This window comes from Streptomyces sp. NPDC090994, from assembly GCF_044768905.1.
GTDB lineage: Bacteria > Actinomycetota > Actinomycetes > Streptomycetales > Streptomycetaceae > Streptomyces.
On sequence record NZ_JBIVWS010000003.1, the window covers coordinates 166,421 to 180,417 of the forward strand.

A 13,997-nucleotide genomic window follows, 5' to 3' on the forward strand; every position below is an offset into this window, starting at 1 on the left:
CCGTGACGAGGGCGGCGCCCCGGGACCTCCCGGGGCGCCGCCCTCGTGTGTCACCGGCCCTCGTGCGTCACCCGCCCCCGGTCGGCGCCGGCAGTCGCGCGCCCTCCTTGGCGAGCGGGATCCGCTCGCCGTCCGACCCGACCACCGCCCGGTCGCCGAGCGGCTCGTCCAGTTCCACGGTCAGCTCGTACTCCTTGGCGATCAGGACGCAGACCCGGTCCGGGTCGGAGTGCTCGGTGACCTCGGCCCGCACCCGCCCGGACTCCTCGTCCGCCGCCGCGTCGTACGTCGCGCACACCCCGCCCGTGAACCGCAGCGTCAGGTCGGTGCCCTCGGCGGTGTACCCGGTCACCTCCACGTCCCGCTCGGCGGACGGCCGCGGCGACGGCCGCGACGACGTCACGTACTTCGGGTCCACGGCCGGATGCGTCACCGTGACGGTGTCCGCCGCCCCCGGCTCCCGCACCTCGAACAGCCAGGACGGCACCAGCGTCGCCCGCCCCCGCACCGGCTGCGCCGCCAGCCCGAACACCGCCCGCTCGACGGTGGCCGCCGCCCGCTCCGGCTCCGTCCCGCAGGTCGCCGCCCCGCCCTCCAGCGGTACGGCGCTGGCGCAGTCGCCCTTCGCCGCCGGCGCCTTCTCCATCAGGGCGAGGGTCCGCTCCGCGTCCAGGACGGGGTACGTGTCCCCCTTCACCGGCGCCTTCAGCCGCCCGCTGCCCCCGGCCACCGTGCCGTCCGCGCCGACGATCACCCCGGTCGTCCAGCCCTCGGTCGGCAGCCCGCCCACCACCGGGTCGGCGTTCACCACCCGCCGTGCCCCCATCACCTGCCCGGCGTCCACCCCGGCCCCGCCCTGGCCCACCGCCGCCAGCACCGGCGCCGCCGCCTTCCTCGCCGTCGCCTCGCCGACCGGGTCGGCGCCCGTCGGGGCGGTCACGCAGACCTTGTCCTTCGGCCCGCAGGTGTCGCGGGCCGCCGCGGACCGCTGGAACGTCCAGTTCCCCGGCGCCTTCCGCTCCACCCGCAGGAGGGGACCCGACCCGTCCTTGACCGACCCGACCGTCCAGGAAGCTCCCCGGACCACCGGCTTCCCCGTCAGGTCGAGCGCCTCGGCCAGCCGGGCCACCTCCGCCTCGGTGACCTGGCCCGTCGCCCGGTACACCGGCGCCGAGTCCGGACCGTCCGGAAGCGGGCCGCCGGCCCGGTAGGCGGTGGCGCCGCCGTCGGCGGCGGGGGAGTCGAGGGCCAGCGGCGGGGGAGTGCCGCCGTCCGACGCCCCGGACGACGTACCGCCGCCGGCACCCCCGGAGGCGGTCGCCGCCAGGTACGCTCCGCCGCCTCCGGCCAGCAGCACGGCCGCCGCGACCGAGGCGGTCAGCAGCCCCCGGGACCGCCGCCGGCCGGCCCGCGTGCCGTCGCCCCCGGTGCCGTCGTGGTCGGGTCGTTCGGTGTTCACCGCATCGCTCCTTCGCCGGTCACGGGGGACGACGATGGGACGCGGCGCGGGAACATCCGGTTCCCGGACCGGGCGCCGCGGTCACCCGGACGGCCTCAGTCGCCGTACCCCTCCATCGCCTCCAGCAGCCGGGCCGAGGCCGGCGGCACGGTCACCCCGTGGATCAGCGACGGCGGCACCGGCCGGGCCGGGGCCCGCTCGGCGGACGGCCAGTGCGGCGCCATCCGGGCGCAGTCGCCGCGCAGCGCCGCCAGCTCCCCGTCGGGCTCGGCGGCCGGGCGGACGCGGGGGCGGGGGCGGATCTCGGTGTTCGTCATGAGGGCACCGTAGGCACGGGTCGGCCCGCGAAGAAAGCCCTACTATCGGGTATTTCCTCCCGTTCCGGTGCTCGCCCGGCAGCCGCCCCCGAGGCCCGCTTCGACGGCCCGCGCCGACCGGGTAGCGTGAACTGCCAACCCACCTCCCTCCAGGAGAGAGTTCACGCCGTGCGCATCGCAGTCACCGGCTCCATCGCCACCGACCACCTCATGACCTTCCCCGGCCGCTTCGCCGACCAGCTCGTCGCGGACCAGTTGCACACGGTCTCGCTCTCCTTCCTGGTCGACAAGCTCGACGTCCGCCGGGGCGGCGTCGGGGCCAACATCGCCTTCGGCATGGGCCAGCTCGGCACCCGCCCGATCCTGGTCGGCGCGGCGGGCCCGGACTTCGACGAGTACCGCGCCTGGCTGGAGCGGCACGGCGTCGACACCGACTCGGTCCGCATCTCCGAGACCCTGCACACCGCCCGCTTCGTGTGCACCACCGACGCCGACCACAACCAGATCGGCTCCTTCTACACGGGTGCGATGAGCGAGGCCCGCCTCATCGAGCTGAAGACCGTCGCCGACCGCGTGGGCGGCCTCGACCTGGTCTCCATCGGCGCGGACGACCCGGAGGCGATGCTCCGCCACACGGAGGAGTGCCGGACGCGGAACATCCCGTTCGCCGCCGACTTCTCCCAGCAGATCGCCCGCATGGAGGGCGACGAGATCCGCATCCTGCTGGACGGGGCGACGTACCTCTTCTCCAACGAGTACGAGAAGGGGCTCATCGAGACCAAGACCGGCTGGAGCGACGAGGAGATCCTCGGCCGGGTCGGCCACCGCGTCACCACCCTCGGCGCGCGGGGCGTGCGCATCGAGCGGGCCGGCGCGCCGGTCATCGAGGTCGGCGTCCCGGACGAGGAGCGCAAGGCCGACCCCACGGGCGTCGGCGACGCCTTCCGCGCCGGGTTCCTCTCCGGCCTGGCCTGGGGCGTCGGCCTGGAGCGCGCCGCCCAGGTCGGCTGCATGCTGGCGACGCTCGTCATCGAGACGGTGGGGACGCAGGAGTACCAGCTGCGGCGCGGGCACTTCATGGAGCGCTTCACCAAGGCGTACGGGGACGAGGCGGCGGCGGAGGTCCGGGGGCATCTGGGCTGAGTTTTCCGGGTGCGGGTGCGGGTGCGGGTGCGGGTGTGTGGGGGGCTGAGCGCGCAGTCCCCCGCGCCCCTGAGGTCAGTCACCCGAGCCGGCGGATCACGTAAGCGGTTCCCCTCTCCTCCCTCTCCTCACCTACGTACTCCTGCCCCCGCATCGCGCACCACGCCGGGATGTCCAGGCGGGCCGCCTCGTCGTCGGCCAGGACGCGGACCGTGCCGCCCACCGGGACGTCGCCGATGACCTTGGCGAGTTCGATGACCGGGACCGGGCAGAGCTTGCCGAGCGCGTCCACCACCAGGGCGTCCCGCTCCACCACGGTGGCCGGCGTCGGAGCCCCCAGCTTCTCCCGCACCCCCGCCACCGCTCCCGGCAGCACCTCCAGGAACCGCTCGACCTCCGCCTCCTCCGCCCCGAACGGCAGCGAGACCCGCACATTCCCCTCACTGAGCACGCCCATCGCCCGCAGCACATGACTCGGCGTCAGCGTGCTGCTCGTGCAGGACGACCCGGAGGAGACGGAGAAGCCCGCGCGGTCCAGCTCGTGGAGCAAGGTCTCCCCGTCGGCATAGAGACAGGAGAAGGTCACGATCCCCGGCAGCCGGCGCTCCGGATCGCCGACCACCTCCACGTCCGCCACCAGTTCCGGCACCCGCGCCCGGACCCGGTCCGTCAGTTCCCGCAGTCGCGCCGCCTCCTGGGCCGCCTCCGCGCGCACCGCCCGCAGCGACGCCGCCGCCGCCACGATCGCCGGGAGGTTCTCGAACCCGGCCGCCCGCCCGGACTCCCGCTCGTCCCCCGGCCCCACCGGCGCGAACCGCACGCCCTTGCGCACCACGAGCAGCCCGACCCCCGACGGCCCGCCCCACTTGTGGGCGCTCCCCGTCAGCAGCGACCAGTCCCCCTCCACCCGCCCCCAGGCCAGCGACTGGGCCGCGTCCACCAGCAGCGGCACCCCGGCCGCCCGGCACGCCTCGGCCACCCGCGCCACCGGCTGTTCGGTACCCACCTCGTGGTTGGCCGACTGGAGACAGGCCAGCGCGGTGTCCTCGCGCAGGGCGGCGGCGTACGCTTCCGGACCGACCGCGCCCGTACGGTCCACGCCCACCTGGGTGACCGTCCCGCCCTCGGCCTCGTGCGCCTCACCCGCATGGAGCACCGACGAGTGTTCGACGGCTGACACGACCAGGTGACGCCCGACCCGCCGGCGCCCGGCCAGCGCCCCCGCCACACCCGCGTGCACGGCGCGGGTCCCGGACGGCGTGAACACCAGCTCGTCCGCCCGGCACCCCACCGCCTCCGCCGCCGCCTCCCGCGCCGCGTCCAGCAGCATCCGCGCCCGCCGCCCCTCCCTGTACAACCGCGAAGGATCGGCCCACCCCTCGTCCAAGGAGGCCAACAGCGCCTGCCGAGCGACAGGATGAAGAGGAGCGCCGGAAGCAGCGTCGAAGTAGCCCATACGGCAAACGCTAAACGCCCGCTCACTCAAACGCCGGAAAGGGGCGCGGGCAGTATCGATATGCGGCTCCGCCGCGGGGCGCGACCAGCCCCCGCGCACCCGCACCCGCCAAACCAGCGAACCACCCTCCCCACTAGGCACCCCTCCCCGCGAACCCTCGGAGAGCGTCGGCTAGGGTTTGGTCCGCATAAACATCCAAACCCCTGCCCGACGCAGGGCGGCGACCGACCAGCGAGAAGGCCGCAGCCGACCGCGCGGGCGAGACTCTCGGGAAGGCGCTACGTGAGTCCCAACGGCTCCGACCGCTCGCCGCGGCGCCCGATGCGGCGGAAGCTGCTGCAGGCACTGACCGCGGGCCTGGTCCTGGCGACCGCCACCGGTTGCACATGGGAGGACTTCCCCCGCCTTGGTATGCCCACCCCCACCACGGAAGAGGCTCCGCGGATCCTCTCCCTCTGGCAGGGTTCCTGGGCTGCCGCGCTCGCCGTCGGCGTGCTGGTGTGGGGCCTGATCCTGTGGAGTGCTTTCTTCCACCGGCGCAGCCGCACCAAGGTCGAGGTTCCTCCGCAGACCCGGTACAACATGCCCATCGAGGCGCTGTACACCGTGGTTCCGCTCGTCATCGTCTCGGTGCTTTTCTACTTCACCGCCCGCGACGAGTCCGAACTGCTCAAGCTCGACAAGAAGCCGGCCGTCACGGTCAACGTGGTCGGCTTCCAGTGGAGCTGGTGCTTCAACTACGTCGAGAACGTCGACGGTTCCACCGGTGACGCCAAGACGGCCACGGAACTGGACGCGATCCCGGACCGCTACAAGGAGGCCTTCCCCGACAACGCGGGCGGCGTCTACGACTGCGGTACCCCGGGCACCCGCAACGAGCAGACGAACAACCCCGGCCCCACCCTGTGGCTGCCCGAGGGCCAGCGCGTCCGCTTCGTCCTGACCTCCCGTGACGTCATCCACTCCTTCTGGGTGGTGCCGTTCCTGATGAAGCAGGACGTCATCCCCGGCCACACCAACGCCTTCGAGGTGACTCCCAACAAGGAGGGCACCTTCCTGGGCAAGTGCGCCGAGCTCTGCGGCGTCGACCACTCCCGGATGCTGTTCAACGTCAAGGTCGTCTCCCAGGAGCGCTACGAGCAGCACCTGAAGGACCTCGTGAAGAAGGGGCAGACCGGTTACGTGCCCGCGGGCATCGCCCAGACGGACCACGAGAAGAACCGGGAGACGAACAACCTGTGAGCATCCTCAACGAACCCCAGGGTGCCGCGGCAGGGTCCCACTACGCGGACGAGCTGCCGGTCCGGCGCCAACGGCGCGGCGAAGTCGTCGTCAAGTGGCTGACCACCACGGACCACAAGACGATCGGCACGCTGTACCTGGCCACGTCGTTCGCCTTCTTCTGCATCGGCGGCGTCATGGCGCTGCTCATGCGCGCCGAGCTGGCCCGTCCGGGCCTGCAGATCGTGTCGAACGAGCAGTTCAACCAGGCGTTCACGATGCACGGCACGATCATGCTGCTGATGTTCGCGACGCCGCTGTTCTCCGGTTTCGCGAACTGGATCATGCCGCTGCAGATCGGCGCGCCCGACGTGGCGTTCCCGCGGCTGAACATGTTCGCCTACTGGCTGTACCTCTTCGGCTCGCTGATCGCGGTGGCCGGCTTCCTCACCCCGCAGGGCGCGGCCGACTTCGGCTGGTTCGCGTACTCCCCGCTGTCCGACGCGGTGCACTCGCCGGGCGTCGGCGGTGACCTGTGGATCATGGGTCTGGCCTTCTCCGGCTTCGGTACGATCCTCGGCTCGGTCAACTTCATCACCACGATCATCTGCATGCGCGCTCCGGGCATGACGATGTTCCGCATGCCGATCTTCACCTGGAACGTGCTGCTGACCGGTGTGCTGGTCCTGCTCGCCTTCCCGGTGCTGGCCGCGGCCCTGTTCGCCCTGGAGGCGGACCGCAAGTTCGGTGCCCATGTCTTCGACGCGGCCAACGGCGGCGCGTTGCTGTGGCAACACCTGTTCTGGTTCTTCGGGCATCCAGAGGTGTACATCATCGCGTTGCCGTTCTTCGGCATCGTCAGTGAGATCATCCCGGTCTTCTCCCGCAAGCCGATCTTCGGTTACATGGGCCTGATCGGCGCGACCATCGCGATCGCGGGTCTGTCGGTCACGGTGTGGGCGCACCACATGTACGTCACCGGTGGCGTGCTGCTCCCGTTCTTCTCCTTCATGACCTTCCTGATCGCGGTCCCGACCGGTGTGAAGTTCTTCAACTGGGTCGGCACCATGTGGAAGGGCAGCCTGTCCTTCGAGACGCCGATGCTGTGGTCGACCGGCTTCCTGATCACCTTCCTCTTCGGTGGTCTGACCGGTGTCCTCCTCGCGGCCCCGCCGCTGGACTTCCACGTCTCGGACTCGTACTTCGTGGTGGCCCACTTCCACTACGTGGTCTTCGGCACCGTCGTCTTCGCGATGTTCGCCGGCTTCCACTTCTGGTGGCCGAAGTGGACCGGCAAGATGCTCGACGAGCGCCTCGGCAAGATCACCTTCTGGACGCTGTTCATCGGCTTCCACGGCACCTTCCTGGTCCAGCACTGGCTGGGCGCCGAGGGCATGCCGCGCCGGTACGCCGACTACCTGGCGGCCGACGGCTTCACCGCCCTGAACACGATCTCGACGATCAGCTCGTTCCTGCTCGGCATGTCGATCCTGCCGTTCTTCTACAACGTCTGGAAGACGGCCAAGTACGGCAAGCCGGTCAATGTGGACGACCCGTGGGGCTACGGCCGTTCGCTGGAGTGGGCGACCTCCTGCCCGCCGCCGCGGCACAACTTCCTCACGCTGCCGCGCATCCGCTCCGAATCCCCGGCCTTCGACCTGCACCACCCGGAGATCTCCGCGCTCGACCAGCTGGAGAACGTCGGCCACGGTGACAAGGCCCTCGCTGGCGGCAAGGAGGCCGGCAAGTGAAGATCCAGGGCAAGATGTTCATCTGGCTGAGCGTCTTCATCCTCGTCATGGCGATCGTCTATGGCGTGTGGTCGAAGGAGCCGGCCGGCACCACGGCGCTCTTCCTGGCCTTCGGGCTCTCGATCATGATCGGCTTCTACCTCGGCTTCACCGCCAAGCGGGTCGACGCGAGCGCCTCGGACAACAAGGAAGCGGACGTCGCCGACGAGGCCGGCGAGGTCGGGTTCTTCAGCCCGCACAGCTGGCAGCCGCTCTCCCTGGCCATCGGCGGCGCGTTCGCCTTCACGGCCGTGGCGATCGGCTGGTGGCTGATGTACTTCTCGGCCCCGCTGCTGCTCATCGGTCTGTTCGGCTGGGTCTTCGAGTACTACCGCGGTGAGAACCGCACCCAGTAGCACACCCGGTCATCCGAAGGGCCCGGACACTCCGCCAGGAGGGTCCGGGCTCCTTCTTTCGGCGCAGCGCGCCACCCGTCCGGCTTACCCACCGCGCCGCACCGCGCCGGGCTTCCTACGTTGAGGCCATGAGCCACTTCGTTCACTTCCCGGCACGGAGGCGCACCGCCGTCGGCTGCACGCTGCTGGTCATGGCGCTCGGCGCGGGCGCCACCGGCTGCGACGGCGACGAGAACCCGCTGGCGGCGGCGCCGTACGACGCGGCCGGCACCATCACCTTCAACGGTCCCGTGGGCGCGGGGAAGAAGGCCGACCCCGACAAGCCCCTGGAGGTCGTCGCCGAGGGCTCCGACGGGCGCATCACGGACGTCACGGCCAAGGACGCGGCGGGCCGCTACGTGGCGGGCGAACTCTCCGCCGACGGCGCCCGCTGGCACAGCACCTCACCGCTGGCCGCGAACGCCTCCTACACGGTCCGGGTCAGCACCGAGAGCGCGGACGGCGCACCCGGCCGCAAGGTGCTCACCTTCGACACCGGCAAACCCGCCGCCAAGAAGCGCCTCGACATCACCTTCGGGCCCGAGGCGGGCACCTACGGCGTCGGCCAGCCGGTCACCGCCGAGCTGAGCGAGCCCGTCAAGGACCCGGCCCAGCGCAGGACCGTCGAACGGGCCCTCAAGGTGGAGTCCACGCCCGCGGTCGAGGGCGCCTGGCACTGGGTGGACGACGAGGAGCTGCACTACCGCCCCAAGGACTACTGGCCCGCCCACGCCACCGTCCGGGCCCGCTCCACCCTGGAGGGCATCAAGATCGGCGACCGGATGTGGGGCGGCCGGACCGAGGAGCTGAAGCTCTCCATCGGCGACCGCGTCATCGCCGTGACGGACGCCGCGTCCCACACCATGACGGTGTTCCGCAACGGCGAGGAGATCAAGCAGATCCCGGTCACCACCGGCAAACCCGGCTTCGAGACCCGCAACGGCGTCAAGGTCGTGCTGGGCAAGGAGCCGTTCGTCCGGATGCGCAGCACCACCGTCGGCATCGCCGAGGGCTCCTCGGAGTCGTACGACCTGCCCGTGCACTGGGCCACCCGGGTGACCTGGAGCGGCGAGTACGTGCACGCCGCCCCCTGGTCGGTCGGCTCCCAGGGCTCGGCCAACGTCAGCCACGGCTGCACCGGCATGAGCACCGGCAACGCCGAGTGGTTCTTCGACACCGTCCGCGAGGGCGACCTGGTCGAGGTCGTCAACTCCTACGGCGACACGATGGAGACCTTCGGCAACGGCTTCGGCGACTGGAACCTCGACTGGGACAAGTGGCGCACGGGCAGCGCCCTCACCGGCGGCAACCCGAAGGCGACCCGGCCGGAGGACACGGCCCGTCTGCGCCCGACGGTCGCGTGAGGAGCTCTTTCGACGAGCCGAGCTACTACGCGCTCTGCAACTTCCGCTGCCGCAGCAGCGACGCCAGCGCCGAGGCGAACTCCACCGGCTCCACCGGCAAGGTCACCGCCGCGTCCGCCCGGCTCCACGTCGCCAGCCACGCGTCCTGCGGACGTCCGATCAGCAACAGCACCGGCGGGCAGGCGAACACCTCGTCCTTGATCTGCCGGCACACCCCCATTCCCCCCATCGGCACCGCCTCGCCGTCCAGCACGCACACGTCGACCCCGCCCCGGTCCAGCTCCTTCAGGACCGCGGCCGGCGTCGCGCACTCCAGGAACTCCACGACGGGCACGTCCGGAGCGGGCCTGCGGCCGGTCGCCAGCCGCACCTGCTCCCGCGTGGTGGAGTCGTCGCTGTAGACCAGTACCGTGACGGTCGGCTGCATGCTTCCTCCGAGAGGTCGTAGCCCGTTGGGCGGTAGCCCGTTGCGCGGGATGCTACTCCCTCCCACACCCCGTCAACACCGGGCGAAACACGGCTTCCCGCGGCCTTTCGCTGGGCCATACGGGCAGTCCGGGAGGGGTGAACACTCCGAACGGCACCCCCGGGAGTGAGGGCGGGATAAGCGACCGACATAATGTCGGTCGTGGCGACAGCAACGACAGTAGATACCGGGCACGCGCACCCGTCGGTCAACCGGCCGAACCTCACCAGTGTCGGAACCATCATCTGGCTGAGTTCCGAGCTGATGTTCTTCGCGGCCCTCTTCGCGATGTACTTCACCCTCCGATCGGTGACGGGTCCCGATCACTGGAAGGAAATGGCGTCCGCCCTGAACTTCCCGTTCTCGGCGACCAACACCACGATCCTGGTGCTCTCCTCCCTCACCTGCCAGCTCGGCGTGTTCGCCGCCGAGCGCGGTGACGTGAAGAAGCTCAGGATGTGGTTCATCGTCACCTTCATCATGGGTGCGATCTTCATCGGCGGTCAGGTGTTCGAGTACACCGAGCTGGTCAAGAAGGACGGCCTCTCGCTGTCCTCCGACCCCTACGGCTCGGTGTTCTACCTGACCACCGGCTTCCACGGCCTGCACGTGACGGGTGGTCTCATCGCCTTCCTGCTGGTCCTCGGCCGTACCTACGCGGCCCGGAGGTTCACCCACGAGCAGGCGACCGCCGCCATCGTCGTGTCCTACTACTGGCACTTCGTCGATGTCGTCTGGATCGGCCTCTTCGCCACGATCTACATGATCAAGTAGGCGCGGACCGCTCCCGCGCACACATCCAGAAGCATCGACGCAGAAGATCCTGACACCGGGGTAATCCGTGAAAAAGCTCTCCGCACGACGACGCCACCCGTTGGCGGCGATCGTCGTCCTACTCCTCGCGCTGGCATGCACCGGGGGGCTCTACGCCGTGTTCGCGCCCGCGGACAAGGCGCAGGCCGATGAAACGGCCCAGTCCCTCGCCATCGACGAGGGCAAGAAGCTCTACGCCGTCGGCTGTGCCAGCTGTCACGGCACCGGCGGTCAGGGCACCACCGACGGCCCCAGCCTGGTGGGCGTGGGCGCCGCGTCCGTGGACTTCCAGGTGGGCACCGGGCGCATGCCGGCCCAGCAGCCGGGCGCGCAGGTCCAGAAGAAGAAGAACATCTACTCGCAGGCCGAGATCGACCAGCTCGCGGCCTACATCGCCTCGCTCGGCGCCGGTCCCGCGATTCCCTCCGAGGAGAAGTACGGCACCGAGGGCGCGGACGTCGCCGAGGGCGGTGAGCTCTTCCGCACCAACTGCGCGCAGTGCCACAACTTCACCGGCAAGGGCGGCGCGCTGACGAACGGCAAGTACGCCCCGTCCCTCGAAGGCGTCTCCGCGAAGCACATCTACGAGGCCATGCAGACCGGCCCGCAGAACATGCCTTCGTTCCCCGACACCACGCTGACGGAGCAGAACAAGAAGGACATCATCGCGTACCTGAACGCGGTCAACGGGGACGAGACCGTGGACCCGGGCGGTCTTTCGCTGGGCGGCCTCGGGCCGGTCAGTGAGGGCCTCTTCGGCTGGATCTTCGGGCTCGGCTCCCTCATCGCCGTCGCCGTGTGGGTCGCCGCTCGGACCGCAAAGGCCAAGAAGTCATGAGTAGCCAAGACATTCCAGAAGAGAACCTGCCCGCAGCGCGGGACCACGCCCACGGCGAGGTGGCGGACGAGCAGCACCCGTTCGCCGACCCGGGGCTGCCGCCCCACGAGCACCGCATCCAGGACATCGACGAGAAGGCCGCGAAGCGCTCCGAGCGCGCCGTAGCCTTCCTGTTCACCCTGTCGATGCTGGCCACGGTCGCCTTCATCGCCGCGTTCGTGGCGATCGACCACGAGAAGTCGATCTACGTCTTCCCGATCGGGCACATCAACGCGCTGAACTTCGCCCTCGGCCTGACCCTGGGCGTGGCGCTGTTCTGCATCGGCGCGGGCGCGGTCCACTGGGCCCGCACCCTGATGTCCGACGTGGAGGTCGCCGACGAGCGGCATCCGATCGAGGCGTCCCCCGAGGTCCGTGCCAAGGTGCACGCCGACTTCAAGCAGGGCGCCAAGGAGTCCGGCTTCGGCCGGCGCAAGCTGATCCGCAACACGATGTTCGGCGCGGTCGCCCTGGTGCCGCTCTCCGGTGTCGTGCTGCTGCGCGACCTCGGCCCGCTGCCCGAGGACAAGCTGCGCCACACCCTGTGGAACAAGGGCAAGCTGCTCGTCAACATGAACACCAACGAGCCGCTGCGTCCCTCCGACGTCGCGGTGGGCTCCCTCACCTTCGCCAAGCCCGAGGGCCTGGAGGAGCACGACGAGGAGTTCCAGAACGAGATCGCCAAGGCGGCCCTGATGATCGTCCGGCTCCAGCCGGACAACATCAAGGACAAGCGCGAGCTCGAGTGGTCGCACGAGGGCATCGTGGCGTACTCGAAGATCTGCACCCACGTCGGTTGCCCGATCTCCCTGTACGAGCAGCAGACGCACCACGTGCTCTGCCCCTGCCACCAGTCCACCTTCGACCTCTCCGACGGCGCCCGGGTGATCTTCGGTCCCGCCGGTCACGCCCTGCCGCAGCTGCGCATCGGCGTGAACGACGAGGGTTACCTCGAAGCGCTCGGCGACTTCGAGGAGCCCGTCGGTCCTGCATTCTGGGAGCGCGGATGAGTACACATGAGAGCACCACGGCCCGCTCTCGCGGGAAGGCACCGGCCGGCGAACGCGTCGCCGACTGGGCCGACGGCCGGCTCGGGATCTACTCCCTGGCCAAGGCCAACATGCGCAAGATCTTCCCCGACCACTGGTCGTTCATGCTGGGCGAAGTGTGCATGTACAGCTTCATCATCATCATCCTCACGGGTGTGTACCTGACGCTGTTCTTCCACCCGTCGATGAACGAGGTGGAGTACCACGGCAGCTACGTCCCGCTGCAGGGCCAGCTGATGAGCGAGGCATTCAAGTCGACGCTCGACATCAGCTTCGACGTGCGCGGTGGTCTGCTGATCCGGCAGATCCACCACTGGGCGGCGATCATCTTCCTCGCCGGCATGTTCGTGCACATGATGCGCGTCTTCTTCACCGGCGCGTTCCGCAAGCCGCGTGAGATCAACTGGCTGTTCGGCTTCCTGCTGTTCGTCCTCGGCATGTTCACCGGCTTCACCGGTTACTCGCTCCCGGACGACCTGCTCTCCGGCACCGGTGTCCGCTTCACGCAGGGCGCGATCCTGTCCGTGCCGATCGTCGGCACGTACATCTCGATGTTCCTGTTCGGCGGGGAGTTCCCGGGGACCGACTTCGTCGCCCGGTTCTACTCGATCCACATCCTGCTGCTGCCGGGCATCATGCTCGGGCTCATGGTGGGCCACCTGATCCTGGTCTTCTACCACAAGCACACCCAGTTCGCGGGCCCCGGCAAGACCAACAAGAACGTCGTCGGCATGCCGCTGCTGCCGGTGTACATGGCCAAGGCCGGAGGCTTCTTCTTCCTGGTCTTCGGTGTGATCGCGGCCATCGCCGGCATCGCGTCCGTCAACCCGATCTGGGCGCTCGGCCCGTACCGGCCCGACCAGGTCTCCACCGGCGCCCAGCCCGACTGGTACATGGGCTTCGCCGAGGGTCTGGTCCGCGCCATGCCGGGCTGGGAGATCAACTTCTGGGGCCACACCCTCGTCCTGGGTGTGTTCGTCCCGCTGGTGATCTTCGGCATCTTCCTCGCGGCGATCGCCGTGTACCCGTTCATCGAGTCCTGGGTCACCGGGGACAAGCGCGAGCACCACATCCTGGACCGCCCGCGCAACGCCCCGACCCGTACGGCCTTCGGCGTCGCCTGGGTCACGGCGTACATGATCATGCTGATCGGTGGTGGCAACGACATCTTCGCCACCCACTTCCACCTCTCGATCAACGCCGTCACCTGGTTCGTCCGCGTCGGCTTCTTCGCCGGCCCGGTCATCGCCTTCGTGATCACCAAGCGGATCTGCCTCGGCCTGCAGCGCCGGGACAAGGAGAAGGTGCTGCACGGCCGCGAGTCGGGCATCATCAAGCGCCTGCCGCACGGTGAGTTCATCGAGGTGCACGAGCCGCTCAGCCAGGAGCAGCTGTACACGCTCACCGCGCACGAGCAGTACAAGCCGGCCGAGATCGGTCCGACCGTGGACAAGAACGGCGTCGAGCGGAAGCCGAAGAGCACCGAGAAGCTCCGGGCCAAGCTCAGCAAGTCCTACTACGGCGAGGAGTCGCAGATTCCGAAGCCGACCGTCGAGGAGTACCGGGAGATCACCAGCGGCCACGGCCACCACTGATCCCCGAGCGTCGCCACGCCACGGCGAAGGGCCCCGTCCGATCTTCGGACGG

General features: G+C 69.8%; 13 protein-coding genes. 9 read left to right on the forward strand and 4 right to left on the reverse strand.

Annotated elements, in window-relative coordinates; all coding sequences use genetic code 11:
• Positions 1-67: 67 nt before the first annotated feature.
• Together ACIQR3_RS08160 and ACIQR3_RS08165 are read right to left on the reverse strand one after the other, a co-directional pair.
• A complete protein-coding gene (locus ACIQR3_RS08160; RefSeq protein WP_403535835.1) occupies positions 68-1,459 on the reverse strand; it encodes a hypothetical protein in 1,392 nt (463 codons plus the stop codon).
• Positions 1,460-1,554: 95 nt separating this feature from the next.
• Complete coding sequence (locus ACIQR3_RS08165; protein ID WP_403535838.1) at positions 1,555-1,776, reverse strand: hypothetical protein; 222 nt, start codon at positions 1,774-1,776, stop codon at positions 1,555-1,557.
• A 168-nt stretch (positions 1,777-1,944) separates the two neighbouring features.
• On the opposite strand from ACIQR3_RS08165, the gene ACIQR3_RS08170 reads away from it, so the two are divergent.
• Positions 1,945-2,919: a carbohydrate kinase family protein gene (locus ACIQR3_RS08170; RefSeq protein WP_403535841.1), complete on the forward strand. Its 975-nt coding sequence runs from the start codon at positions 1,945-1,947 to the stop codon at positions 2,917-2,919.
• A gap of 79 nt (positions 2,920-2,998) precedes the next feature.
• On the opposite strand, the gene ACIQR3_RS08175 is transcribed toward ACIQR3_RS08170, so the two are convergent.
• Positions 2,999-4,375, reverse strand: a complete 1,377-nt coding sequence (locus ACIQR3_RS08175; protein ID WP_403535843.1) for a cysteine desulfurase/sulfurtransferase TusA family protein — start codon at positions 4,373-4,375, stop codon at positions 2,999-3,001.
• A gap of 282 nt (positions 4,376-4,657) precedes the next feature.
• Between ACIQR3_RS08175 and coxB the strand changes: the two genes are divergently transcribed.
• The 4 genes from coxB (at position 4,658) to ACIQR3_RS08195 (ending at position 9,145) form a co-directional block, all read left to right on the forward strand.
• Positions 4,658-5,617, forward strand: a complete 960-nt coding sequence (gene coxB, locus ACIQR3_RS08180; RefSeq protein ID WP_403535846.1) for a cytochrome c oxidase subunit II — start codon at positions 4,658-4,660, stop codon at positions 5,615-5,617.
• Complete coding sequence (gene ctaD / locus ACIQR3_RS08185; RefSeq protein ID WP_403535849.1) at positions 5,614-7,347, forward strand: cytochrome c oxidase subunit I; 1,734 nt, start codon at positions 5,614-5,616, stop codon at positions 7,345-7,347. The genes coxB and ctaD overlap by 4 nt, the downstream gene beginning before the upstream one ends.
• Positions 7,344-7,742, forward strand: coding sequence for a cytochrome c oxidase subunit 4 (locus ACIQR3_RS08190; protein WP_215165835.1), 399 nt, complete (start codon positions 7,344-7,346; stop codon positions 7,740-7,742). The genes ctaD and ACIQR3_RS08190 overlap by 4 nt, the downstream gene beginning before the upstream one ends.
• Before the next feature lie 128 nt (positions 7,743-7,870).
• A complete protein-coding gene (locus ACIQR3_RS08195; RefSeq protein ID WP_403535853.1) occupies positions 7,871-9,145 on the forward strand; it encodes an Ig-like domain-containing protein in 1,275 nt (424 codons plus the stop codon).
• A gap of 25 nt (positions 9,146-9,170) precedes the next feature.
• Here ACIQR3_RS08195 and ACIQR3_RS08200 read toward each other — a convergent pair whose 3' ends face one another.
• A complete protein-coding gene (locus tag ACIQR3_RS08200; RefSeq protein ID WP_215165839.1) occupies positions 9,171-9,572 on the reverse strand; it encodes a hypothetical protein in 402 nt (133 codons plus the stop codon).
• A gap of 192 nt (positions 9,573-9,764) precedes the next feature.
• Here ACIQR3_RS08200 and ACIQR3_RS08205 point away from each other — a divergent pair, with 192 nt between their 5' ends.
• From ACIQR3_RS08205 to ACIQR3_RS08220, 4 genes are all read left to right on the forward strand, one after another.
• On the forward strand, positions 9,765-10,385 hold the full coding sequence (locus ACIQR3_RS08205) for a heme-copper oxidase subunit III (protein ID WP_215165840.1): 621 nt from the start codon (positions 9,765-9,767) through the stop codon (positions 10,383-10,385).
• Positions 10,386-10,452: 67 nt separating this feature from the next.
• On the forward strand, positions 10,453-11,262 hold the full coding sequence (locus ACIQR3_RS08210; protein WP_215165841.1) for a c-type cytochrome: 810 nt from the start codon (positions 10,453-10,455) through the stop codon (positions 11,260-11,262).
• Positions 11,259-12,311: a Rieske 2Fe-2S domain-containing protein gene (locus ACIQR3_RS08215; RefSeq protein WP_403535856.1), complete on the forward strand. Its 1,053-nt coding sequence runs from the start codon at positions 11,259-11,261 to the stop codon at positions 12,309-12,311. Before ACIQR3_RS08210 ends, ACIQR3_RS08215 begins: the two co-directional genes overlap by 4 nt.
• Positions 12,308-13,945, forward strand: a complete 1,638-nt coding sequence (locus ACIQR3_RS08220) for a cytochrome bc complex cytochrome b subunit (protein ID WP_403535859.1) — start codon at positions 12,308-12,310, stop codon at positions 13,943-13,945. The genes ACIQR3_RS08215 and ACIQR3_RS08220 overlap by 4 nt, the downstream gene beginning before the upstream one ends.
• The last annotated feature ends 52 nt before the right edge of the window (positions 13,946-13,997 follow it).

Excerpts from the sequence above, each read along its gene's own strand:
- ACIQR3_RS08165 (WP_403535838.1), bottom strand. The coding sequence starts at position 1,776 with ATGACGAACACCGAGATCCGCCCCCGCCCCCGCGTCCGCCCGGCCGCC.
- ACIQR3_RS08175 (WP_403535843.1), bottom strand. The coding sequence starts at position 4,375 with ATGGGCTACTTCGACGCTGCTTCCGGCGCTCCTCTTCATCCTGTCGCT.
- ACIQR3_RS08195 (WP_403535853.1), top strand. The coding sequence starts at position 7,871 with ATGAGCCACTTCGTTCACTTCCCGGCACGGAGGCGCACCGCCGTCGGC.
- ACIQR3_RS08200 (WP_215165839.1), bottom strand. The coding sequence starts at position 9,572 with ATGCAGCCGACCGTCACGGTACTGGTCTACAGCGACGACTCCACCACG.
- ACIQR3_RS08205 (WP_215165840.1), top strand. The coding sequence starts at position 9,765 with ATGTCGGTCGTGGCGACAGCAACGACAGTAGATACCGGGCACGCGCAC.
- ACIQR3_RS08215 (WP_403535856.1), top strand. The coding sequence starts at position 11,259 with ATGAGTAGCCAAGACATTCCAGAAGAGAACCTGCCCGCAGCGCGGGAC.
- ACIQR3_RS08220 (WP_403535859.1), top strand. The coding sequence starts at position 12,308 with ATGAGTACACATGAGAGCACCACGGCCCGCTCTCGCGGGAAGGCACCG.